The organism is Bradyrhizobium sp. WU425 (assembly GCF_021052305.1).
GTDB classification, from domain to species: domain Bacteria; phylum Pseudomonadota; class Alphaproteobacteria; order Rhizobiales; family Xanthobacteraceae; genus Bradyrhizobium; species Bradyrhizobium canariense_D.
On record NZ_CP088089.1, the window covers coordinates 2490206 to 2513879 of the forward strand.

General features: G+C 60.4%; 14 protein-coding genes and 1 pseudogene. 7 read left to right on the plus strand and 8 right to left on the minus strand.

What is annotated here, in order from left to right:
• The first annotated feature begins 164 nt into the window (after nucleotides 1-164).
• Nucleotides 165-785: a FecR family protein gene (locus BcanWU425_RS11840; RefSeq protein WP_026234035.1), complete on the plus strand. Its 621-nt coding sequence runs from the start codon at nucleotides 165-167 to the stop codon at nucleotides 783-785.
• Nucleotides 779-1606, plus strand: a complete 828-nt coding sequence (locus BcanWU425_RS11845; RefSeq protein WP_204512000.1) for a tetratricopeptide repeat protein — start codon at nucleotides 779-781, stop codon at nucleotides 1604-1606. Before BcanWU425_RS11840 ends, BcanWU425_RS11845 begins: the two co-directional genes overlap by 7 nt.
• Nucleotides 1607-2353: 747 nt before the next feature.
• On the opposite strand, the gene BcanWU425_RS11850 is transcribed toward BcanWU425_RS11845, so the two are convergent.
• The 4 genes from BcanWU425_RS11850 to BcanWU425_RS11870 form a co-directional block, all read right to left on the minus strand.
• Entirely contained in the window at nucleotides 2354-3493 is a 1140-nt protein-coding gene (locus BcanWU425_RS11850; RefSeq protein ID WP_083926610.1) for an FAD-dependent oxidoreductase, read from the minus strand.
• Nucleotides 3494-3695: 202 nt separating this feature from the next.
• Nucleotides 3696-4481, minus strand: coding sequence for a hypothetical protein (locus BcanWU425_RS11855; RefSeq protein WP_026234034.1), 786 nt, complete (start codon nucleotides 4479-4481; stop codon nucleotides 3696-3698).
• A gap of 1295 nt (nucleotides 4482-5776) precedes the next feature.
• Nucleotides 5777-6016, minus strand: coding sequence for a hypothetical protein (locus BcanWU425_RS11865; RefSeq protein ID WP_210350904.1), 240 nt, complete (start codon nucleotides 6014-6016; stop codon nucleotides 5777-5779).
• Nucleotides 6017-6198: 182 nt separating this feature from the next.
• Nucleotides 6199-6711 carry a septal ring lytic transglycosylase RlpA family protein gene (locus BcanWU425_RS11870; RefSeq protein WP_085383586.1) on the minus strand — a complete coding sequence of 171 codons (513 nt, stop codon included), beginning with the start codon at nucleotides 6709-6711 and terminating at the stop codon, nucleotides 6199-6201.
• A 2601-nt stretch (nucleotides 6712-9312) separates the two neighbouring features.
• On the opposite strand from BcanWU425_RS11870, the gene BcanWU425_RS11875 reads away from it, so the two are divergent.
• The gene (locus BcanWU425_RS11875) at nucleotides 9313-9849 is read left to right on the plus strand and encodes a hypothetical protein (protein WP_204511999.1); all 537 of its coding nucleotides are present in this window, start codon (nucleotides 9313-9315) and stop codon (nucleotides 9847-9849) included.
• Nucleotides 9850-10275: 426 nt separating this feature from the next.
• Here the strand turns inward: BcanWU425_RS11875 and BcanWU425_RS11880 are convergent, their stop codons facing one another.
• Nucleotides 10276-10602, minus strand: coding sequence for a lipocalin-like domain-containing protein (locus tag BcanWU425_RS11880; RefSeq protein WP_204511998.1), 327 nt, complete (start codon nucleotides 10600-10602; stop codon nucleotides 10276-10278).
• 1898 nt (nucleotides 10603-12500) lie between these two features.
• Between BcanWU425_RS11880 and BcanWU425_RS11885 the strand changes: the two genes are divergently transcribed.
• Nucleotides 12501-13511, plus strand: a complete 1011-nt coding sequence (locus tag BcanWU425_RS11885; RefSeq protein ID WP_039801407.1) for a PAS domain-containing protein — start codon at nucleotides 12501-12503, stop codon at nucleotides 13509-13511.
• Between the two features lie 70 nt (nucleotides 13512-13581).
• On the opposite strand, the gene BcanWU425_RS11890 is transcribed toward BcanWU425_RS11885, so the two are convergent.
• Nucleotides 13582-13809: a hypothetical protein gene (locus tag BcanWU425_RS11890; protein ID WP_143273025.1), complete on the minus strand. Its 228-nt coding sequence runs from the start codon at nucleotides 13807-13809 to the stop codon at nucleotides 13582-13584.
• 119 nt (nucleotides 13810-13928) lie between these two features.
• Between BcanWU425_RS11890 and BcanWU425_RS11895 the strand changes: the two genes are divergently transcribed.
• A complete protein-coding gene (locus tag BcanWU425_RS11895) occupies nucleotides 13929-16037 on the plus strand; it encodes a HAMP domain-containing methyl-accepting chemotaxis protein (protein ID WP_204511997.1) in 2109 nt (702 codons plus the stop codon).
• Nucleotides 16038-17692: 1655 nt separating this feature from the next.
• Here BcanWU425_RS11895 and BcanWU425_RS11905 read toward each other — a convergent pair.
• Nucleotides 17693-20092, minus strand: coding sequence for an EAL domain-containing protein (locus BcanWU425_RS11905; RefSeq protein WP_204513985.1), 2400 nt, complete (start codon nucleotides 20090-20092; stop codon nucleotides 17693-17695).
• 846 nt (nucleotides 20093-20938) lie between these two features.
• A pseudogene (locus BcanWU425_RS11910) lies at nucleotides 20939-21697 on the minus strand (IS110 family transposase); the annotation flags it as partial.
• A 304-nt stretch (nucleotides 21698-22001) separates the two neighbouring features.
• Between BcanWU425_RS11910 and BcanWU425_RS37540 the strand changes: the two are divergent.
• Both BcanWU425_RS37540 and BcanWU425_RS11915 read left to right on the plus strand, forming a co-directional pair.
• The gene (locus BcanWU425_RS37540) at nucleotides 22002-22394 is read left to right on the plus strand and encodes a hypothetical protein (protein ID WP_326955937.1); all 393 of its coding nucleotides are present in this window, start codon (nucleotides 22002-22004) and stop codon (nucleotides 22392-22394) included.
• The gene (locus tag BcanWU425_RS11915; protein ID WP_231190469.1) at nucleotides 22337-22606 is read left to right on the plus strand and encodes a helix-turn-helix domain-containing protein; all 270 of its coding nucleotides are present in this window, start codon (nucleotides 22337-22339) and stop codon (nucleotides 22604-22606) included. Before BcanWU425_RS37540 ends, BcanWU425_RS11915 begins: the two co-directional genes overlap by 58 nt.
• The last annotated feature ends 1068 nt before the right edge of the window (nucleotides 22607-23674 follow it).

A 23674-nucleotide genomic window follows, 5' to 3' on the forward strand; every position in this document is an offset into this window, starting at 1 on the left:
TGTTGACTGGGTGCGCGCAAATGCGCTCTTTTGTTGGCGCTGAGCGGTCGGGACCATCGTCCGTTGCGACTAAAGAGTGGCGCTCGCAACATGCGGTATGGTGCGCCGGGCGCGCTCTGCCATCATTCCGCCGAAGCGGGCTCTTCACGGATGGGAGCGGACGCATGCACGGACTAAGGACGGTCGCAGGACTTCTCTGCCTTTTGCTCGTTGCAGTGGCGTATCCGCCTGCGCCGCTTCGGGCGCAGGACGTCAAGCCAATCGGCAAGGTCGTGACCGTCGCTGGCAAGGCAGTGATCGAGCATATCGATGCCGCGGTTGTGCAGGCGAGACTGTCCGAGAACGGGGCCAGCGCGAAGGTCGGCGATCCAGTCTATCGGGGCGACGTCGTCAGGACGGGCGCCGACGGGCGCCTGGGTATCAATTTCGCCGATGGCAGCTCCTTCAGCCTGTCGAGTAACGCCAGCATGGAAATGAGCGAGTTCGTCTACGATCCGGACGGCAAGGACAATTCAACCCTGATCAGCCTGACCAGAGGCACCTTCACCTTCGTCGCCGGCAGCGTCGCCAAGACCGGGAGCATGAAGGTGGACACGCCGGTGGCGACGTTGGGGATCCGGGGCACCACGCCCCACATCGAGATTTCGGACGACGGCACGGTCAAGTTCGCCACCCTGATCGAGGAGGGCAAGGATGCCGTCATGAAGCGGAAGGCCGGTCCGACCGTTGCGCCTCCCCGGCAGCGGAGGGCCGACCGCGCTCTCGGCATCTGCCGGGGATGCTGAAGGTCTTCGGGACGGCGCTAGTTATGATCCTGCTGCTGGCCGCCCCCGCGTCGGCGCAGAAGCCGGAAGGTCAATTCCGGAACGTCGAGCTCTGCAACGCCGCCTCGTCCCCCGACCGGAGGATCGAGGCCTGCTCTGCCTTCATCGCAGCCGGCCGTGGCGGGCCACAGGCCCTGGCCATGGCCCACAACAACCGCGGCATCGCCTACGCGGCGAAGGTCGACTACGACCGCGCTGTCGCCGACTTCGAGGCGGCCATAGGCATCGATCCGACCTTCGCCAAACCCGTCAACAACCGCGGCGCGGCGAGACTGAGGACGGGCGACTACGACGCCGCGATGGAGGATTTCGACCGAGCCATCGCCCTCCAGCCGGCATACCCCGGCGCCTTCGTCAACCGCGCCGAGGGCTGGCTGAAGAAGGGCGATCTCGTACGCGCCGAAAGCGACTACACCGCCGCGACTCGTCTGAACGCCGACATGGAAGTGGCTTGGAGCGGCCTTTGCTGGATCCGGGCGAGCACGGGCGACCCGCAAGGCGCGGTGGAAGCCTGCGACAAGGCGATCGGGTCGGGCGCGCATACGGCTGCGACCTACGATTCCCGCGCGCTCGCCCACCTCAAGGCTGGACGGACCGATGCGGCCATCGCCGACTACGACGCCGCGCTGCGCATCGACCCCACGCTCGCCACCGCGCTGTACGGTCGCGGCCGGGCAAAGATCCGCCGCGGCGAGACGGCTTCGGGAGAAGCCGATGTCGCGGCCGCGAAAGCTGTCCGGGGCGACATCGCCGAGGAATTCGCGCGCTACGGCGTACCGTAGTCCGTCCTCAACGCGTGCCCGTCGGAGAATGCCATCTCTCCCCTACCGAGAGAACCTGAGCTGCAGCAGTCGAGCAGTTTTTGTATTGATTTTTCCCTCCAGCGAGCGACACCCGAAAAATGCTAAACGGTTCTGCTTCCTACAAAACCGATAAGCAGACGTACGAAACAGAGCCAGATGGCGAACTCATCAGCTTTCGAGCCAAAACAGGGTCAGTTGATCGACTGATAAGCTTTCATACGAAGCGGAGTCAGTTGGCCAACTGATAAGGTAATACGCAAAATCTTATCAGTGCTCCGCTGGTCCGGAATGTGGACGAGTACGTATCCCGCCTACCCGAGGATCACCGCTCCTCCAAACGGGAATGACCAAGGCGTTGAGGATTCTAAAATTTTCGGTGGGGTGAGGCGCGGTTGACGTGACTAACTACGGTTACAAGCTACAGATTTGCTCGCCGCTGCGAGACCACCGCGGCACGTCCGGCCGACGAGCGTGCAGGTCGGCGGAAGGCCGGGATGTGAATCGGCATCGAAGCATGCCCCCTCCAATGTGATGTGAATCAGAGACTTATCGTGCCGATCAGCGGGGCCACGCCGATTCACACCACGGCTCAAGGCTCAATTCGCGCTTCAATAGTCTTCGCGCGCGAATTCGGAGGTCCCGCGCCGAAGCTCGCCGGCGCAGAACATATCGGCCAGCGACACCGCCAGGGTCACGTAGCCGATCCGGCCAGGCCGCGATATCCGCTCAGGCGAATTGAGAATATCGGGAAAGCTGAAAGAAGGACTCCGCTTCGTAGGACGGATCGGTGGCCAGTCGGGCAAGCCTTTGCCCGATGGCAGGCGCGAACTTCGCACCGTGGCCTGAACACGCGGAGCAGACGATTAGGCGGGAATCCGGCCAGCGATCGATGATGAATTCCTCGCCCGCATCGGGCAGGCGGTCGGCGGGCACGGTGTTGGTGTAGAGGCAGACGTCTCGATCGATGATTGGCCCGGCCGCGCCCGGGACAAGGGCCGCCAACGCATCGCCGACCGGGCGGAGTTCGGCCTCGGTGGCCTGCGGACCCCAGTCGTCGGGGCCGACCACGGGCCCGTGGTTGTGAGGCGCCGCTTTGACGCCGCGCTGTTCGAAGTCCGGAAAGCCGTAGACCACGTCGTTCGGACCTCGGTCCAGAATGAAGATCGGGAAACGACCGAGCGCCACAGTGTCAGGGCGGGTCGGCTTGAACCAGCCGACCGCCTGTCGGGTCACGTTGAGCAGCGCGCCCAGTGTCGGGAGTGCGCGACCGAGCCATGGACCCAGCGCCAGAATCGCGCGCTCGGCGAAGAACTCTTCGGTCACCGTGCGGATCGATACGCCGTCGTGGTGCGGCGTGAAGCTCGCGCGTTCCGGAATCACACGGTTGCCGGCGCGTGAGCGCATCAGTCTCATGACGACACCGGTCCGCAGTATCGCGCCACCGTCTTGTACTACGACGTCCCAGTCGTCGGGCAGGGCGAAAGCCGGAAATTCCTTGTTCGCTACGGTCGCGGTCAACATCGGATCAGGGCGCCCTTTCGCGATCGCGGCCGCGCGTGACGACGCCACCATCGCAGAGCCGGGGAGGCCTGCCTCCAAAACAGGGGTTTCCGTCAGAACCGTTTGACGGCTTTCGGCCTGCAGCCGGATCCAACCGGCATGAGCCTCGTCGCTCAGGCTGGTGTAGTTGGGGTTTTCGAAATTGAAGCGACGGAAAATTCGACATGAACCATGTGACGAGCCTCGATCCGAACCGGGTCCGACAGGGTCGAAGCCGAGCGCATCGACGCCGGCATCCAACAATGAGTTGAGCGCTGCTCCGCCCATGAGTCCTAGACCCAGCACGGCGACTTCGCATTTTCGCATGAAGGCCTCGCGAGCGATGCTACGACTCGCCGATCATCCTGATGATTTCGCGGGTTTACAAGGTCTACGGGAGGGCGATTACGTAGCGAAAGGGACCGCGGGGCGACAGCGGGCCAGATCCGAAAGTCTGAATAGGAGCCGCAGTCAACGGCGCCCGTCTCCATAGCTTTAGTTTCGGCCGCAGGAGCAGGTCGGTCGCGGCTTAGCGCGACCATGGCCACGATAACGACGGTTGCGGTTTTATAGCTTGCGGTCTGGCAATTGGCGCCGGCTTTGGCGCCTGGGCAACATTGGCCGACTGCCGTGGACGCGGCAATGGTACTTCCTGCATGACCTGTGGCTTTTCTGGGATTGCGTTCGTACCTTCAGGCATCATCTCCTTTGGTGCTGAGGCGTTCGCCGTGGCGCGGGCGAGTTGCTCCTGGTTTGCGTTGAGGCGATCGGTGAGCGTTTGACTTTCGCGGGCCATCTGGATCTGGATCCCTTTGACATCGTCGATGACACGGCTGTTACGTGCGAGTTCTTCCTGGCCTGTCTTGAGTTGGCGCGCCACATTTTCATTGTCGTGGACCAATTTCTCTTGCGTCACGTTAAGCTGTTCGACTGCTTGCCTCAAGGCAGCGAGATCGCGCGTCATCGACTGCAGCTGCTGCGTCAAGTCGGAAACCAGGGCGATTGCAGACGGCGCCGCGTCTTTCGGCGCCGCAGCATCTCGGGGGCCCCGCGTCAGGGGTGCAGGGTCCGAAGGGGCCCTCATCGCCGGTTGTGCGGAGGACGACCACCACCACCAAGCAGCAAAGGACACAGCCAACAGAGAGCAGACGAAGGCCACGTGGGGCTGTTTCGTCGGTTGATGGTTCGTTGCCGGTGCGCGAGACGTCTCCATGGTCGGCTGGACCGAGGCACCGTCTTCCGCCTTGCGCGTCAGGTGCGAAAGCTCCTCCGCGATCTGCCGTTCCGCGACGCTGTCGTCCCGCGTGGAAGCCATTTGGTGCTCCATGTGAACCCTTGACGATGGTGCTGACTTTCGTTGTTTAGCACAGTTTTAGCCTGTGCGCTCGGGCCCAGCGCTGCGCGCGAAGGCGCCGTCGGCAAATGAGTCCGATCGCCGAAAGTTCGAGGCTGATCGAGGCAGGAAAAAGCGCCTAAACTCCAGAGCGGCGTGTGCTTATGCCGATGTATGACGTCGAATGGCAGGCTCGCGTGTCTTGCAGCGGGCGCACTCAACCTCCAGCCAGGCGAGTCCGCCACTAAGCATTGATCGATCGTCGGGCAGGGCTGCGCAGGGCCCCCGTAGCATTCCATGCGGACGGACCAGGCTTCCGCCTCCGCCCGTCGGCTTCTCGAACGGCCTCCTGGGCGCGCTCGCGGGCTCCTTGCGCATCATCATCGCGCCCATAATCCGGCCGCTCCAGACTACCTCTCCACACTTTTCGCGGAGGATTCCGCAGGTGGCTTGTGAGGCTAACCGTCAGCCGGGAGCCCCACACCTCACTTCGGGTCAAGCGCGACTGAGCCTAGCGGCTCCCGCGATCTAATGTGTCAACGTGGCTCGAACCGTAGAAGTGACAAGCTCCGCGCGGAAAAAACGCAGAGCGCTTTCGCGGAAGGGGGCGAGCTACTGGTCCCTGGTTCTCGCCGCGCCGAGGATATCCACTCCTCCAAACTCTGGGCGCTAAGCTTTCGCGAAGACGTTCATTTTTCGCAAACCGTGGACGGCTCTAGAAATAAGCTACAGTAAGGAACTACGGTAACTCGGCTAAATGGCGATACCTGATGCCACTGTGGACATCCGCCTGCAAGGATTTGAACTTCTTTGTCCTGCTGGGCTCTTCCGACTTCGACGGGCATAGTGTCCTTTGGCACGCCTCGTGCCGCTCAACTGCGAATACTTTCTGCACACGCCGGTTGGTAGCTTCTAAAATCTTCCTGGCAGTCGCTCTTCGTCGTGTTCGTGCTCGGAAGGTCGATCCCCCGCGGATTTAAGAGAGCTGCCAGCCTGCACGCAGGATGCAAGTTAGATCAAGATTTCAGAGCTCGCTGGGCGTCACCGATCTCGCAATTTCGCCGACGTGAACGGGCGCGGGAGCAGTTGGATCATCGCGGCCAACCGGGCTCAGGCCATGGCATGTAAAGACGCAGCCCTGCGGGGAAAGGCATCGATGAGCTGCAGCCGCGCCCTCTCATGCTGTGACATAACGGCCGGCACGATCAAGACCTACGGGGCCGGCACGTAGGGCAGGGGGCTCCGGCTAATCGTCGAAGCACGGTCCGCATTGCAAGTTAGACGGGCAGCCGAAGCCAAAGGTCGTTGCTGGACAGCGTACCGGCCGGCGTGGCTATCTCCATATCGACGACGCAAAAGGAGCCGGGTTGATCATCATACAGGTAACGAAGATGCCAGACGGGGCCAAGTTCCGGTGTAATGGCGAAGTCATCTAAGGCACTCGCGACGTATCGAACGGCATCGCGATGTGCTATCGGCGCGGAGAACATCGTGTCCGTCAGCGTGGCGAGGCTCATACCCTCCAGGAGCATGGTTCGCGCGACTTCGTCTCCGTGGACGAGCCTGAGGACGGATACGAGGGCCGCGATAGCGTCAGGGTTCTTTAGAGACACGGCAGATTCGTTTCAGGCCAAAAGGCCGTATTGACGTAAGGGCGCGTGGGCGGCGGTCGCGTGTTTTCGCAGGGCATGGTCGTCCGCTACAACACCTCAGCACGAACCTGAGCCACGCCACGATTCGTAATCCCCAAGCTGCGCGCAGCCGCCAGCGAGAGGTCGAGGACGCGGCCACGGACCCATGGTCCGCGGTCGGTGATACGAACCACCACCGAGTTGTTCGTCTCAAGATCAATGACGCGGACTCTCGTGCCGAACGGCAGACGGCGATGCGCCGCGGTTAGTAGATTCCGATCAAACGATGAACCGCTCGCTGTCTTGCCTTTGGAATACGAATAGTAGGAGGCTTTTCCGGAAATAACTCGATTGAAAGATTGAGCGCCTGAACGATCTTTCAGGGGCTCTTGTCCGCTCGGGCGTTGCGCTTGCGGCTCCTCCTTCTTTGTCTTATCGAGTCCTTCAGGAGCGGGCTCGGCGTGAGCGTCTGGCACGATGGACCATCTATCATTGAATGTTTGCCCAACGGCTGGGGTCGCGTGAAGCCCCGTCCAAATTGAGACCGCTGCAATCACGATCATTCCAGAAAGCGGACGCATGATCGACCTCACTACAAATCACCAGACTGACAAACAATGCAAACTCGTAAGGCGCGTTCCGGCACATCGGGATTCATGTGTAGAGAGGTGATCTGATACCGATTTGAATGTGTTGCATGGCGAAGAGTGGAAGCAGTGCAACAAGCAGATGGTCCGCTGCAGCGCATTCACGAGAACCGGCGAGCCGTTCTAGAGCTCGACGCTTTGCGAAGCAGCGTCAACCTGGCCTGGCGTGCAGGCGGTTCAGTGGCGTGAATCTCTTCGCCTGATTATAGAGACGAGCAGGACATTGAACGGGCCACGGGCAGCTCGTGGGGCGAGATGCCGCGAGCCGCCTAAGAAGCTCCGCGCGTTATCCAGCCTCGCTCGCAGTGGATCGCAACCGTACACGGCTCCTCGGTGTTAATCGCCGGCAGTTTGCGTCTTTCGTGCTTCTTCAGCGAAAACTGCCTCGGAGCAATTGCTATGAACATAAATCTCCGAAACGAACTCGCGAAGCTTGGATGACATCCAAATAACGCCAGAAAATGTCGGACCTCAGCAGTTGGCTACCACTTCTCCCACAGGAATGCATGCGCGAAGGAGGCCGGTGACATAGGGACTGCTGTCAGCTGGCGCATGCGCTCTGGTTCTACTGGCGTTTAACGTGGCCGCTGTCCTCTCTCCTCACTAAAACGGTTGAGCAAAGAACCAAAGGCCGCCTCAGTTGGCGGCCTTTTTACAAGTAGGATACGCCAGTTTACGTGAACGAAACCTCTGATCAGTAGCGCCGATAGTACCGATGGGCATAAGGCCGACGAACAACGACTACGCCGCGGCGATAGGCAGGACGATAGACCGGGCGAGTTCGGACGCATCCGTGCCGGCTGCAAACCAGAGCTACCGTCTCAACGTTCGCGATGTTTGATTGTCCCAACGGAGCAACGGGCATTGCCGATGCCGTTGCAATTGAGAATGCCGCCCCACCGAGAACGGTTATTGCGGCAAGTGTAAGTTTGTATTTCATCCACGCTACTCCGGCGGAGCCCATCCCCGCTGACCAACCTTAGACGTTCCTTCCTGAACCTCGGATGACCACGCCGCAGCTTTCGCGCGCGCCCTGGCTGGCTGTATGTTTCGGCACAATTGGGCCACGCGCGAGGGGTTGTTCTCTCGATCCTATCCGCCGGGCGGCCGCGCGCTGGCTCTGCGACATGGCTTGCCAATGAAGGTCACGCTGGCGCGCCGATCACCTCGTACTCGAAGCCGACGCCCTCCCGATCGTTCTCATCAATTCAAGCCTGCGCCACCTCCTCTGTAGCGAACCACTTTCGGCGGGGGTGAGGCGCGCCATTACAGATCCTCGCGCAAGCTCATGAAGAACGGATGCCGGAGGACCTTGTGAATGCAGCGCGCGTCGCGCGGAACGGCCTCGACCCCTGCGCAAGCATGGCTCTCTGCAACCGGGGAAGGGGCGCCCCGGTCCCCATTGCGGAACGAACTCCAACCGAAACGGATATTCGGGTATTCGGGTTCGTAGGCGCCGGTTGGTTCCTAAGCCATAGGTCGATCTTGGGAGCCTCGTAAATTGTTCTAGAATACTGCGATGGCTGGCAAGAAAACCTCCGAAAGAGTTCCTGCCCTCCTAAACCAACAGGCGAGGTGGAGGCGCGGCAGGTTGTCCAAGAGCAAGTCTCGATCACCAGCCGGCGCTCGTCAAAGGTTCGAAAGTAAGATGAAACGAAGGCCGCCACAGTTGGCGGAGTCGTATTGTAGCTTCCGGCACTTGGGAATGCCATGCGGTACGTTGCGTATGTGGTCGATTTATCCGGCGTTGCTCGGGCGGTTTATCAAATTGACAGTCCGACGGATGAAGACGCCAGAACGCGAGCAGAGAAATTTCTCGATACGTACCCCGCCGTAGAGGTGTGGGATGGTCCTCGCAGAATTGCCCGGCTGGTGCGTGAGAGCTCGGGCTGACCGGTCGAGAAACGCGAGAGCTACGCCGGGTTGGTTCGGATCTGCTTACGATCATGAATTGACATTTCGCCGCGGCTCGTGGCTTCCAAAATCTTCATGGCGCGCAGGAACGAGCGGTTCGACTTTTAATTATTGCCCAAGCAACCGTCCAGGTGCGGGATCCTCGTGGCATTAACATCGACGCGCGTGTTATGACGACTGTTCAAACGGCCTTGCTCATTGCGGCCGCAGTGCCACGCTCTGCACTAGATCGTGGGCGGTAATCGACACATCAAGCATCAGAGGGCACGGCGGATGTAACCGGCTCGACGATCTTAAGGGCCCGACGTGGAATGCGTCGGGGCCTTTTGTTAGGGCTCCATCTACACCGGCAGCCGCTCAGGGGCGCGAAGCGGAAATTATATCGCTCGATCCGAGCGTTGCCGGTGGTCACCCCGGAGCAGACTTGACAAGTCGGACGAGTGCAAGGCTCTCTCTCTCTCTCTCTCTCTCTCTCTGCGAGTTAATCAGATAGCGTCGCAACGTCTGGCCGTGAGGGTTGACGATATTGGACCGCGATCGCTGTTAACCTTGGCCGCTTTTCGGCCAAATTGTTGTTTGTTGCTTGGTACTCGGGGCAGGACCTCATTTTGGAGCCCTGCAATGTTCAAGCAAGTATTTTCTGCGTGTCTCTTCGTTGTCCTCAGCTCGATCTGTTCGGAAGCAAGACCCGACCGCATCGGCCACGCGCCCGAATGCAACGTGATCATGCCATGTGACTTCTCGTCCGCGCAGACGCGCGGCGAACGAATTTCGCAATATTCACTGCAGGCGTATCGTCCCAAACAACTCGTAACCGCAGCCAACAGCTTGGCGATGAGTGTCCCTGCTGAGAGCCGGATCGCCGGGGGTCGGCCGCCCGGCTGCCCGGCGGCATTCTGTGGTTGTGGCGCAGCGCTGCGCGTGTTTGGTCGTGTGGTGCCTGAACTAAACCTCGCAGCCAACTGGCTACGCTTTCCGCGTACGTCGCCGTCGCCCGGAATGGTCGCGGCACGCCGTGGGCACGTCTTCGTACTAGAACAGCATCTCAGAGGCGACATTTGGATGGCGTATGACGCCAACTCAGGCGGACACGCGACAAGGATGCACGCGCGATCGTTGCGCGGCTATACAGTTGTCAATCCACACGTTGCGGCCTGAAAGAGCGCGCGCCAGTTGGTGTACCGGTTTGTCGCTACCCGAACGTCAGCGCGTGTGCCCACGACCGCCGCCTGTGGCGCACTGGAAGGGACGGCCCCCGACCGCCAGCCCCCCGTGTTGGTCGGGGCCGATTTTCGTCTGGTGCCCAACGCTCTGACACCATCTGACGAGAACCAGCCGGTTGGTTTTCCGGTTTTTTACAGAGTGGCGTTATGTCGCGTGCGATTGCCACCGTTCAAATTCGACTGGGGCGCCGCTACGCGCTTCCAAGTGGTTCGCAGCGTCATACCGTTTGGAGTTCAGGGATTGTCGAATTTTAGTTCGTCTGAGTTTAGCAAAGTAATCGTTCTTTTCTGATTGGGAATGGCGGCGACGTTCGCGGAGGTGCTGGCTGCAAGGTTGACCATCATACCTTTTGTATTTTCGTCAACCGAGTATGTGCCGTAATAGGCAAATGCTTGACGCCACGATACTTTGCGCCTCCTCGGGCGTCGCCTTGGCTCGGTCATTAGCCGCAATCTTTGGAATTTCCGCGCGCGAGTGGAAAAGCGAGAAATGGCCATCATCTGAGAAAATCATCACGCCCTTTGGGGAAGGACCGAAGGGTTCGCCTATTTGGCCGTCGTCCATTTCACTGGTAACAGCGACTAGCGTCCACGCACCAACAAGCTGTTCCTTAGCCGACTTCTCTTGCGCGAATGCTGCGCCCGACAGGGCAAGCCCAAGCCCGATAGCAACAATGGCTTTGTTCATTATGTCCTCCACCACAAAATTTAATTGTTCAACTACGGTCACGTGAGATCAAGGTCGGCGTGAGCTTCGGGGTCAAAATCGGCGATGAAAACCCTCACGATGCCATTCCGATCTAACCTGGACAGCGGGCCCACCCACAGACTAGCCGCAGTACCCACGTGCCAACCGCCAACCCAGCAGGAAAGCCGGCTGATCTCCTACCCAGATGTGTGTCTCGGGATCATCGACCTGCGGCGGAGAGCGGGTCGGCCCACCCGTAAATTTCCCAAGTGCCGCGCCTGCCCCTGATCTGGTACGACGGCCCCAGCTCACCGGAATGAGGCGCATTCGGCCAAATGGATGATCTCGCAATGCTTCTCGCCGAGCTGGAGCGGTGCAAGGCAGAGTTCGAGCACCTGCAAACGGAGCTGAATTCCCCAAGGGGCGCCGGCCCAGTACAGCCAACAACGCTCCAAGATCTGGCGCGCCGGATGAGCGAGATCGCGGCCCGTCTTGAAGCTGCAACGCGCGCGATCTCAAAGGGACCTGCCAGCGGAATACATTGAGCAGTTCCGTAGCGCCCTAGCGAGCCGGCCATCTCCGGTTTGAAGCCAGAACGGACTTGTCCACTTCGCGGAGTACATGGTCTAGTTCGCCATTGGCCGTTGCTCAAGCACCGCAACTCTCCGGCTTGCGCAGGATCAAAACGGACAGCCCCGTTCTCACTAGCCTCACACCTAGCCGAACAACCTGCGGTTCAGTCTGCTGAGGTTATGGGCGCCCAATTGACCTACCCCGATGGAGCGCCGCGCCTGTTACGCCAGTACTCTCGCAATGGCATCCCGCAAGGTTTGCCGTGCGAACGGCTTGCGCAAATGGGCGACGCACCCGGCGTCCACCGCCTCAGGGTCTCGGTCAGATGCAGCTGGAACGCGCGCAGCTCTTCCGCCGTCGCACTGTCGGGGGGAGGGCTGAGGAAAGCCTCTTGACGGCGCGGATATACTCGCGTTGCGTATCGGGTACGAACCTGCGCATGTTCATGTCGTCGAGCCTGCGTTGGCGCAGCGGGCTGATGGGCTTCTCGCGCATTAAGGGCTCCTGTCTTGAGGTTGGAGTGCTTGACCCCTCGATCCTGCAGACGGAGCGCCCGCCCGTCACCTGTGCTCGTTCAAACGGTTACAGCGGTAGACGTGATCGGCGGACCGCGCCGCCAGCCCTCCCGCGAGAGCGGGTTCGTTCTTTGACCCGAAGCCGAAGTTATCAGTCAGCCTTTCATGCCATCCAGACCGGGATAATCTTTGTAAATGTTTTCCTGAAGCACGGAGTCTATTCCGAGAGATGATATCGCCGACCGATGCCCTCAATCTCAGAAACTCATCTACTGGAGATTCTTGGGCGAGCGTGAGCGCCAGGGATAACTCTCCATGACCCGATCTACGTGCTGTTTAAATCGTGTGGCTGATTTCGCGTCCATAGACCATCTCGCGGCAACAGGGCCTGCCTAGTAAGAGGCCCCTCCAAATATCTAGAGCGCTACTCTACCGCTTGGCCCAAATGCGAAGTGCACGACGTCCGCTATTTGAGTCGCTATCGGGGGAAAAGAGGACGTCGCACACAATCCGCGGGTCTTACTGTGCTAGAAATCCGAATGCGACAACCAGTGCCACCATGCTCGAGAAAATCAGCAGTGCCGGAAGGGATTTTCGGGTCATTGGCCTCGTCGAATGGCGCGCAGCCGATTGGCCGGGTTGAGGTGTAGGCGGTCTCTAGGACCGCACGACGTTGCCCTCTCTCGTTGGCGTTGCCCGTGGAGAGACGTCCACCGGCCTGCGACCGTATGGCCGGGTTCACTCAAACATCAGTGTTGAATTGTTCTGCAATTGAGAGTTGAATGTTTGTATTTGAGAACGGGGGTTAATTTGCTGCAGCTAGAGGCACATCTCGGTATATCCGATGTGCTTCGTTTGATTGAAGAAAAGCTGGGAGCAGGTGTCTGGCGCTGTGATGCAGCCGGCCAGATGCAATGGTCGCGTGGCTTTTTTAGGCTGCTCGGATTGGATCCGCATGCGGTGTCGCCGTCATACACCGAAATCCAACGAAGGATTCATCCGGACGATCGCGGTCCGACTCGCGGTCCCAGCGAGTTGATGATAGATCGGACGTTGCTCGACGGTGAATTTCGCATCATTCGGCCCAATGGCGCTTTGCGCTGGATTAACTGCCATACCGAAGTGCTACTGAATAGCGCAGGTGAGCCGGAATGTATTTTGGGGATCGCTCTCGACATTACAGCGCAACGTCGGTTGGTCCAGACGCTGCGAAGTGACGCCGAGCGCTACAGCGCTTTGACCCAGGTGGTAGGCGGTCTGCTGTGGATCGGTAGTTCCGACGGTCGAATCACGGCACTGCCGAATGGCGAGAAGACACCAGAGGCGCATCGGTTGCTTGGCAAAGGCTGGGCTGATCTTCTTCACGAAGACGAGCGTGAGGCGGCCTTGAGAAGCTGGACGGCCTCGGTCGAGACCGGACGGCGGTACAGCGTCGAGCATCGCCTGCGAGAGCCCGACAATACATATCGGTGGTATCATTGTACGGCCGTGCCTGTCACCAATGCGGACGGCAGCATCCAGGAATGGATGGGTCTCTCCATTGACGTGCATCAGGAAAAGCTCTCCGTTCAACACGCGGCAACATCGCAGCTTACGGGCGCGCAACTGCGCGCAGCCCGCGGCATCCTAAATTGGTCTGTGAAACAATTGGCCGCGCGAACGGGGATTTCGTCCGCCATCATTCGTCGGCTTGAAGAGTACGATGATGCTCCCCCAATGTCGGACGAGACGACGGAGATTCTTCGTCGCGTCTTTTCGGATGCTGGAATCGAGTTCTTGTTCCCGTCTGTCGGCGAGCCTGCAGTTCGGCCGCGACGATGATTTGAGACAAGTTGTCGCAAGCTGGCTATCTCACTTTCCATAGGTAGCTTTGGAAGGACCGTCTTGGGGCTCAGTTTTTGGGTTGCTCGCGCATTTCGCGGCCGGGCGAACCAAAAATTTGCGAAATGCGCCGAGCTAATTTCGTCATACGCGCTGAAGCAGCAATTTTTGCGCGCGTGAGGAAAATCAGGGTCGATTTCTTCTTAACCAACTCGCAGCCAATTGTCTTCACCATGGTCTGCACGCTCAAGTAGGGACGGGAAACCTGAGCTACTGTTTTATTATCGAGTGACCCCACGAGGGATCTTTTTGCCATCTGACCTAAAAGCCGCCGTCGGTTGCGGCGACTAAGCGCGTCACATCCAAATCCATTCTTGCCAATCTTTTTAAGGGTCCAATGACCCGCGGAGTGTTGCCATGCCCTTCAAACTCAAACTTCGGATTCGTGGCCGGCTGATTTCGGGATTTCTTTCCGTATGCGCGATCATCGCGCTTTCAGTCGGATACACCGTGTTTGCGGTCGGCGGGATTTCCACGACCGTCGATCGCATGGTGAACCTGCGGACACCCGTCGCGCTCGCGAGCACAGAGCTGGTCGGCAATCTCTATTCCACACTGGCGACATTGCGTGGCTATCTCTTGACCGGAAATCCGCAAGGCAAGCTAGATCGGGCCGCGATGTGGAAGGAAATGGATGCCACAGTTGCCGGCTTCGATGAGAAGGCGGTACATTTTACCAACCCGGAGAACAGCCGAAAATGGGCCGAGGCCAAGGCGCTGCTCGCAGAGTTCCGAGCTGCCCAAGACAAAGCCGAAGCCGTCGCGTTCACTTCCGATGCATATCCAGCGACAAAGCTACTTGTGACCGAAGCCGGTCCGCGCACCGAAACAATGTTTTCCGAGATCACCAAGATGATCAACGAGGAGGAGGGCCAGGAGGCGACGGCGGAGCGTAAGAGATTGCTGAAAGCAATGGCGGACACGCGCGGCAATTTTGCCGCTGCCACCGCTCAACTTCGCATGTACCTCCTGTCGGGCGAAAAGAACGACAAGGAGAAATTCTTCAAGCCGTGGGAGCTCTTTGAAAAAGGCTATACCGCCGTGAGTGCGAAGAAGGACCTGCTTACGCCGTCTCAGCTGCTCTCTTTCGAGAAGATCACGAAGGCGCGGGGCGAATTTGTTCTCCTTTACGAGAAGATGTTCGCGTTCCGGGAGTCAGCGGACTGGAATGCACCCGTGCATATTCTCATAACGGAAGCGGCGCCGCGCGCGGTGAAGATTCTCGATCTGCTCGACGGGCCGAAGGGCGCCGACGGCACCCGCTCTGGAGGCATCAAGACGAACCAGAACAGCATGCTTGCCGAGGAAAGCCATCAGGTGCAGACGAGCATATCCTTCCTGAGGCTGGTCCTGTGGGGCTTGCTTGCGGCAGGACTGGGCCTCGGGGCCGCCATTGCGCTGCTGACCGCTCGCGCGATCGCCCTCCCGATCCAGGGGATGACCGCCGCCATGGGCAGGCTCGCGAGCGGCGATACGTCGATCTCGATCCCAGGTGTCGGCCGCGCTGACGAGGTCGGCGAGATGGCCGAGGCGGTTCAGGTCTTCAAAGACAATATGTTCGAAACCGACCGGCTGCGGGCCGAACAGGCGCAATCAGAGGCCCGTGCGGCCGCCCAGCGCAAGACGGACATGCACCAGCTCGCTGGACGCTTTGAGGATGCGGTCGGAGAAATCATCCAGACGCTCTCATCATCCTCGACCGAGCTCGAAGCGGCGGCCAAGACCCTGAGCAGGACAGCCGAGAGCACCCAGCAGCGCTCTAGCATGGTCGTTGCGGCTTCCGAGGAAGCCTCGAGCAACGTTCAATCGGTTGCCTGCGCCACCGAAGAGATGAGCTCATCAGTCATCGAAATCAGCCGCCAAGTGCAGGACGCAGCCAGGATTGCCGGCGCAGCGGTGGATCAGGCACAGAAAACCAACGATCGCGTCAACAAGCTGTCACAGGCGGCAACTCGTATCGGCGACGTGGTCGAACTGATCAATACGATCGCGGGGCAGACCAACCTTTTGGCGCTGAACGCAACGATCGAAGCGGCGCGGGCCGGCGAGGCCGGACGCGGCTTCGCTGTCGTTGCCTCCGAAGTCAAGGCGCTCGCCGAACAGACTGCCAAGGCGACTGGGGAGATCAGCCACCAGATCGCCGATATACAGGCCGCCACCCAGGATTCCGTCGTCGCGATCAAGGAAATCAGCGGCACGATCGGTCGGATCTCAGAAATCTCTTCCGCCATTGCAGCCGCGGTGGAAGAACAGGGAATGGCTACGCAGGAGATATCGCGCAACGTCCAACAGGCCGCGCAAGGTACCCACGAGGTCGCCTCCAACATCACGGAGGTGCAGCAAGGGGCCACGGAAACCGGCTCTGCCTCTAGTCAGGTGCTTGCCTCGGCGCAAACGCTGTCGAACGACAGCGCGCGGCTAAAGACAGAGGTCGAGAAGTTCCTGATCACTGTGCGCGCAGCTTGAGGTGCTTCCATGACAAGTACCTCAACATCAGCGAGTCACGCTGGAAGTGTCCCAGCGAGGATCCGTGATGGAGCGTCCGAGCCGGTGGCTGCCAACATCATCCCGCTGCCATTTAGTCGAGAGCGATACCTGATCGTCCAGACCAGAACGGACTAAGTTGCTGCGACGGAAGGTCAATGTCGTTATCGAATGTCTTAGAGTTCTCAATGGCCTGCTTGAAGATGTGGATAACGGATCGATACGTGAGGAATTTCAGTCTCGGGTAGCGCGGCTGAACGAGCTGCTCGTGCTTCGGCTTGATCAGCTATCCGCCGCGGATCGCTTGCTGCAGGAGATGCTCCCTTATGCCTGACACGGGACGGATTGTACTGCAGCGCGTACGTTCGTCCTTCAATACTTCGAAGCAGGTGTCGGTGACCACGCAGCCACATCTTGTCCCGTCGCGCGGAATCGGCCGCACGACCGCTCTGACCCGTTACAGCAATAGCGGCGACGCGAGCGATCGATTAGCTAATGCGACGGTAGGTCCCGCGGTCGCGATATCTCCCTTCACCAATGCAAGCGGTGTGACCGATGTGCAACGAGCGCGTAGCTTCACCACAGCTATGTCGGCAACCGAACAATCCGGCTCACGAGTACGCGGTAGCATCCGCGCGACCAATTACTGAGGGCCTGCGGATGAACTTTTCAAGCTCGGAAGATCAGACGTTATTGTCTCTTTGGGAAAGTGTGCGGCGGCAAGTGTTGGCTGATCGCGCGAATGGCGGCCGCTCCCGCATTGTTGGTGACAATCTTCGCAACTATGCTGAGTTGCTCCGTTCGGAAATAGATCGGCGTGAGCTCAAGTACACCTCGATCAATTCAACTGAATGAAGAGGATGCTGCCGGGGGCACTCTAAAATGAGAGACATCCGTGAGCAGTTGGACAGACTCCGCAACGATGCCGCCGACTGCAAATCGATCAGCGATCTAGCCACTGATCTGCGAAAACGAGAATTGTTCGCGAGGCTTGCCGATCATCTGAGCGCGTTGGCTTCAGAGGTCGAACGCGCTACGGCTGTGATAGTCTCTGGCACCCCACCAGAGCTATCACCGCAACATCGGCAATGTTGGGATGCTGCAGCAGGCAGGTTTCGACCTCGGCCGGGTAAATATTCTCTCCGCCGCGGGATGTCCTCGAGGCGGCCCGTGACACGCAAGTAGCCGCGCTTATCCAGCGTCCCGAGGTCGCCCGTGCGCAGCCATCCGTCAGCTGTGATGGCCGGACGCGCATTCTCCGGCGCGTCGAGATAGCCGATTGTGGGTCTGATATCCACGGACTTGAATTACGCCCTAAGTGCCGGTCGGCAAAATACGAAGATCCATCGGATCCGCAACGCGCACTTCCGACGTTCCAGAGCGCTTTCCCGCGGTCCGGACGAACTCAGTCTGCGGATGTCGACGCTCGTCTGCGCGACAATCGGGCTGAGCTCGGTCTGACCGAAGACAGTAAGGACCGGAAGGTCGAGCGCTACCCTCACGCGGCGATGGATCTCGGGAGAGACCAGTGCACCTCAGACAACGCGACGTGCAGCGACGATCCCGACCGTCTCAGGCGTGCCCGCCGGACTTACCGCGCTGTGCCTCGGTGCCGCGATGGCATTCTGATAATTTCGTTAAGCCAACGCTCGGAGCCGCGGCCCTTCCAGCATCAGTGCCACGTCGCAGGCAGGCCGCGGCTTGCTGAACAGATAGCCCTGTGCCTGGGTGCAGCCCTCGCGCCGGAGCAACTCGAGCTGCGCGTCGTTCTCGACCCCTTCCGCGGTCGTGACGATGCCGAGGCTGCGGCCGAGGCCGGTCACGGCGCGGATGATCGCCATGGAATCGGCGCGGGTTGCCAGCTCGGAGACGAAAGAGCGGTCGATCTTGATCTTGTCGAAGGGGAAGCTGCGCAAATAGCTTAGCGACGAATAGCCGGTGCCGAAATCGTCGAGCGAGATACCCACGCCCATGGCGCGCAGCTCATGCAACGTGGTCAGCGTCGCCTCACCGTTTTGCAGCAGCACGGATTCAGTGATCTCCAGCTCGAGACGACGGGCTTCCAGTCCCGCCTCCTCCAGCGCCGCGGTCACGGATGCGATCAGGTTCGGACTCTTGAACTGCACCGGCGACAAATTGACGGCGACGTCAATATCGTCGGGCCAGGTCGCCGCGTCGGCGCAGGCGCTGCGCAGCACGAACTCGCCGAGCTGGATGATGAGACCTGTCTCCTCCGCCAATGGAATGAAGTTGATCGGCGCGATCAGGCCACGCTGCGGATGTGACCAGCGCAGCAACGCCTCGAAGGCGACGACGCGGTTGGTGGCGACGTCGCGGATCGGCTGGTAGTGCACCTCGAATTCGTTCCGTTGCAGCGCCGCGCGCAGATCCATTTCCAGCAGCCGCCGCGCCTGCGCGCGCGCATCCATGCCGGTCTCGAAGAAGCGATAGGTGCCGCGACCGTCCGCCTTGGCGCGGTACAGCGCGAGGTCGGCGTTCTTCAGCAGTTCATCGGGATTGTCGCCGTCCTGCGGGGACAGCGAGATGCCGATGGAGACACCGATGATGATCTGATGGTCGTCGATCTCGTAAGGCGCCGAGATCACCTCGACCAGGCGGCCGGCAAGGGACCTTGCCGCGGCTTCCTCGGAACGTCCGATCTGGACCACGGCGAATTCGTCGCCACCGAGCCGCGCCACGGTGTCGCTCTCGCCGACGGTGACCTTCAGCCTGCGCCCGACCTCCTTGAGCAACGCATCGCCGATGGGGTGGCCGAGCGAGTCGTTGATGTCCTTGAAGTGATCGAGATCGAGACAAAGCACGGCGAGCTGGTCGCCCGATCCGGTCCGGCGCAGTCCCTGCACGAGCTGCTCGTGGAACAGCACGCGGTTCGGCAAACTGGTCAGCGCGTCATGGCGGGCCATGTGCGAGATCTTGGCCTGGGCCTCCAGCCATTCGGTGATATCCTCGAAGGTCGCGACCCAGCCGCCACCCTGCATCGGCTGGTTGACGACCCGGATGGAGCGGCCGAACCTGGTCACGATGTCGGTCGTGGTGCGGCTCTCGCGCGCGTCGGCGACGAGGCGGGCGAAGAATTCGCCAGCATCGCCCTGCCACTGGCCCTTGGCCTGCTCCTCCCGCAGCACGTCGACCAGCAGCCGGCCGGTGAGCAGGATGTCGGTGCGGCCGAGCATCGCGGCATAACGCTCGTTGAACAGGATGATCTTGCCGTCCGCGTCGAACATGCAGAGCCCCTGCGACATGTTCTCGAGCGCCGTGTCCAGCACCCTCTGCTGGCGGCCCAATTCCCCCTTGGCCCGCCGATCGAGCAGCGCGGCGACCAATGCGATCACGATGATCGCAGCCGCAGCACTCGCGGTCAGAACCGACAGCGACGTCGGCGGGATCGACAGGCCGCTGATCGGCAGCGTCGGATCCGGCGTCAGCTGCACCGCGCCCATCGCCGTAAAATGATGCGAGACGATGGCGACCGTCAGCAGCACCGCAGCACCGAGCGTGCCGGACAAGTTGTCTCGCCGTTCAGCGACATGGAGCGCGAATGCGCCGAAAACCACCCCGAGCAGGATCGAAGCGGCCACCGTGCCCGTCGCCCAGCTGACGCGCGCAGGGATCTCGAGCGCCATCATGCCGGTATAGTGCATCGCCGCCACACCGCCGCCGACGATCGCCCCGCCAAGAGCGACGAGGCCCGGTCGCATGGTCGAGACCGCAACGCTCAAGCCAACAAAGGTGATGGCGATGGCGAAGATTAGCGACAACAGCGTCACCGGAACATTATAGGCGCCGCTGGCGCCCGGTCCGTAGGCCAGCATCGCGATGAAATGCGTCGCCCAGATGCCGCAGCCGGCAACGACTGCATCGAGCGCCAGCCACACCAGGCGGCCCGATCCTTGCGTCGCGCGCGCCCGGTGAAACAGGCTGATCGCAGCCGTACTTGCGAGCAGGCAGAGCGCGCCCCCAAGCGCGACCAGTCGCCAATCGTGTTCATCGGTCAGACAGTAGAGCACTTGATACATCAGCATCCCCCAAGGCCTGCGATCACCAGAGCGGGGAAGTGGTGGATTTTAGGTAACGAAGGAGGACCGGCTTGCCGGATGGTGAACAGAGGCTTCCAGAATCAACCATTCGTTGTCAGTCGAACGACATTCGTCAAACTTCTTTCAACGGGCGATGGGCTTTGCCTGGACAATCAATCTTGACGCGCAAGCAGCAGCGCCGGTTTGCAGAGGGGACGGCGCATCATTGTTACGAGCAGGCTCTCGTCCATGGTGCCTCGCAAATAGAACGGCCTCCGCGGAGCAACGCGACGACCGCTGCTGGGTTGCCTAGAGCTGACAAGGGCGTTTCCAACCTCCACCCGAGGGGTGAAACGAACTGGATATTTCGGGTTATATTCGTCGCGCTCCGCCGAAGGGCGACAACATTTGGGATGTTGCCGAGAGGGCGCGGACGAATGGCAGAGTGCCGAAGGTACGCCGCAGAGAGTAACGCCACCTCAGTTGCCGGGCTCCTGCGCGATGGCGGAGAGTGCCCCGGCTTCAGCTTGGCTCTGAGGCGGATGGCCGGAGCCGTCTCCGCCGGCTCGGCGGCGGGCCGGCACGGATTAGCTTTCTGCTGATTTTCCATGTTCCCGTAGTACGTGAGATATTGCATACTTTTCCCGATTTGAGACTGCTGCTTTTCCCTTGAGGCTTTTGCAATGTCGAACAGAATAATCGAAGATGATCTGGAGATGCTGCGCCTGATCAAGGCATTCCAGAAAATAACTGACCAGGACACCCGGCGAATGATCCTTCTCTACGTCGAGGAGCAGCTCGAAAAGCGCCAAGCGAAGGTACCGGAAAGCCCTTCGCGCTAAGGCGCCAGGCGCCGAAGTCGCGGCCTTTCGAGAACACGTCTCCAGTGCCGATGGCAGCCACCATCGCGCTCGAGATGATCGGGCCAATGCCGGGCACCGTCATCAGTCGCTCGCAGCTTTTGTCTTGACGGGGCAATGCTTCGATCTCGCTGGAGAGGTCCTCGATACGCTCATCCAGCCGGCGCCAGTCGCCCGCCAGATCCTCAATGATGCGCAACATGCGAGGCGAGAGCACATCGGTGCGCGTCGCGAGGATACTCGGCAACTCGGACCGCAGGGAGCGCAGGCCTTGCCGCACGGCGATGCCCCGCTCCAGCAGGAACGCACGGATCTGATTGATGACGCCGGTGCGCTGACCGACTAATCGCTCGCGCACGCGGTGCAGCGCATGCAGGTCGAGCTGGTCGGCGGTCTTGGTTGCGGCGAACTTCATGGTCGGGCGTTGGACCGCCTCGGCGATGGCTTCCGCATCTCGGAAGTCGTTCTTCTGTCCCTTCGAATAGGGGCGCACGTATTTCGCCGGCATCAAGCGGGCGTCGTGGCCAAGCGTTTGCAGCTTGCGACTGAGGTGATGCGCGCCGACGCAGGCCTCCATGCCGATCAAGCACGGCGGCAGGTTGGCGAGCCGGGTTTCCACCTGGCCGCGCGACCACTTCTGCCGCAGCACGATGCCGCCGCGCTGATTCTGGCCAATGATGTGGAACGAGTTCTTGCCGATATCGATGCCGATGACGGCGGGCGAAGCGTCGAGTTTCTGAGACATGGCGTGCTCCTTGTCTTGGGCGCCCTTGCCAGCTTCTCGTACCGCCAGGGCCGCAGCACGGCCGGACCATTCCATTAGCGGAAGTTCGAGCCGAGGCACGCGGAAAACAAATGGTCAGTAAATTGGAACCTGCCTCCTGGGCGAGGGTTTGAGCCGCGTTGTTTCTGCGTGCTTGAGAGGAATACCGGCGATTTCGCTCCAGAATGGCCTTGGGAATAGGCTGCTGGCGGCAACGCCGCCAGCGGACCTTAACTTGCTCGCGCCCTACACCCAGAAAACGTCGTTCGACCTTGATACTGTACTGGTGCGAACGGGAGATGAGTTCAAGCTGGTCTATTTCCCCCTCAGCGGGGCCATAGCGTTCCTAGTTGAAATGTCGGACGGACGCATTGTCGCGTCAACTCTCATGGGCTCGGAAGGGGCGGTCGGCGCTCTCTCCGTCCTAAGTCCCTCACGCTCCCCAGTCACAGCAACTGCCTACGTCCTTGGAGCCGCGCTCCAGGTCCCTGTTTCGCAATTGCAGCTTGCTCTGAGCAAAGCGACACGATCAGGCGTGTTCTACGGCTCCATCTCCGCACACAATTGTTGCAGCTTAACAACGCGGCAGCTTGCAACGCGGTGCATCCGGTGGAGTGCCGCATGGCTCGATGGTTGCTTGAGATTCACGACCACACCGCAGAGAGCGGAATCCAGCTAACGCATGAGGCGCTCGCACAACTTCTCGGGGTCCGCCGAACGACCGTGACGCTAACGATGGGCAGACTTCAGGCCGCGGGCGGCGTCTTATCGGACCGACGCGGAATGCTAGACATCGACCGAAGGCGGCTCGAGAAGATCGCTTGCGAGTGCTACGCCGTGATGCGACACAGAATCAAGCGCATGTATGACAAGGAGCTGGTGGCCGCCTGATCCGCGAAAGTGAGCCGCCGCTCCTTGTTTGACTGGACCTTCGTGCTTGCCTGCGGCTCAGTAACGGCCGACGGTCGCGGTCTAGCGGTAAGTAGCTCACGTTCACCACGCCCCGACAAGCATTAGACCGATAATGGTCAAACACGAGACGCAAGCCACCGTTACAGTGTAGCATTCTGGGGTGTTCATAGTTGCCTCCCGAGCTGTTGCCTGTCACTGCTGCGCCGGGAGAGGCCGCCTGTCTCGGGGCCGCTGTTCGGCACGCCTGTGACCGGTTCGGTGCGGTGTGTTGGTCCTGTCGTCGCTGCTGTGATCCGCAGGATTGTAATCCCACATGTCTGGAGCTTCAGGGCGTTCAGCTGGGATCAGAAGCTGCTTTCGCATTTCAGCGAGGCAGGCGCGGCAATATTCACGATAGAGCAGGTCGAATATGGCGGGCATCGTCACCCCCACCGTTTGAGTGTCAGTGTCAGATCTTTCCACCGCGATCTTCGCGTGATTGTAGCCACTTCAGACGGCTCTTCGATGTGAGCCCGTTCGCAGACTGCACCAGTTCCAAGCTCAACAGCCGATTGGTTGACCTGATTGTCTGCCCGAAAAAACAAAGTCACGCTAACACAGACTATAGCAGCTCATTGTTTCAGGAAAACTTCGTCAAACAACTCCAGGGCGCCGAACGCCAACGAAAATCCAACCACAGCGCGAATAACTTTACCACTGAGTGAGAGCAACATTCGTTGCAAGCCGACCGAGTATGAGGACAGCATTCTTCCACGCGTTGGCCGACGGCGGCTTCGTAGCCAGCGGCACGCGTGACGCCGCGCTCACCACCGCCTCGGCAGAAGTGAAGTGTATCAGCGGCTGGTCCGGCGTGGCGACGTCGTTTTCCGACGTGAGCCGGTGCTATGCCGGGCAGGGCGTCGTTCCTCGACTTCCGGTGTTGGCCCATCTCCGACCTCGGAGCCCACCCGCTCTTTGGCCGATGTTGGCGGCAAACCGGACATCAGGCGGCCGCCGCTTCATGAGTACGTGCCCTAGTACGGCGCCGGCGAAATAGTTTGAGCTTGT

Bases quoted from the DNA above. Each gene is read 5' to 3' on its own strand.
- BcanWU425_RS11840 (WP_026234035.1), top strand. From the start codon at position 165: ATGCACGGACTAAGGACGGTCGCAGGACTTCTCTGCCTTTTGCTCGTT.
- BcanWU425_RS11845 (WP_204512000.1), top strand. From the start codon at position 779: ATGCTGAAGGTCTTCGGGACGGCGCTAGTTATGATCCTGCTGCTGGCC.
- BcanWU425_RS11850 (WP_083926610.1), bottom strand. From the start codon at position 3,493: ATGCGAAAATGCGAAGTCGCCGTGCTGGGTCTAGGACTCATGGGCGGA.
- BcanWU425_RS11855 (WP_026234034.1), bottom strand. From the start codon at position 4,481: ATGGCTTCCACGCGGGACGACAGCGTCGCGGAACGGCAGATCGCGGAG.
- BcanWU425_RS11865 (WP_210350904.1), bottom strand. From the start codon at position 6,016: ATGAGCCTCGCCACGCTGACGGACACGATGTTCTCCGCGCCGATAGCA.
- BcanWU425_RS11870 (WP_085383586.1), bottom strand. From the start codon at position 6,711: ATGCGTCCGCTTTCTGGAATGATCGTGATTGCAGCGGTCTCAATTTGG.
- BcanWU425_RS11875 (WP_204511999.1), top strand. From the start codon at position 9,313: ATGTTCAAGCAAGTATTTTCTGCGTGTCTCTTCGTTGTCCTCAGCTCG.
- BcanWU425_RS11880 (WP_204511998.1), bottom strand. From the start codon at position 10,602: ATGAACAAAGCCATTGTTGCTATCGGGCTTGGGCTTGCCCTGTCGGGC.
- BcanWU425_RS11895 (WP_204511997.1), top strand. From the start codon at position 13,929: ATGCCCTTCAAACTCAAACTTCGGATTCGTGGCCGGCTGATTTCGGGA.
- BcanWU425_RS11905 (WP_204513985.1), bottom strand. From the start codon at position 20,092: ATGTATCAAGTGCTCTACTGTCTGACCGATGAACACGATTGGCGACTG.
- BcanWU425_RS11915 (WP_231190469.1), top strand. From the start codon at position 22,337: ATGGCTCGATGGTTGCTTGAGATTCACGACCACACCGCAGAGAGCGGA.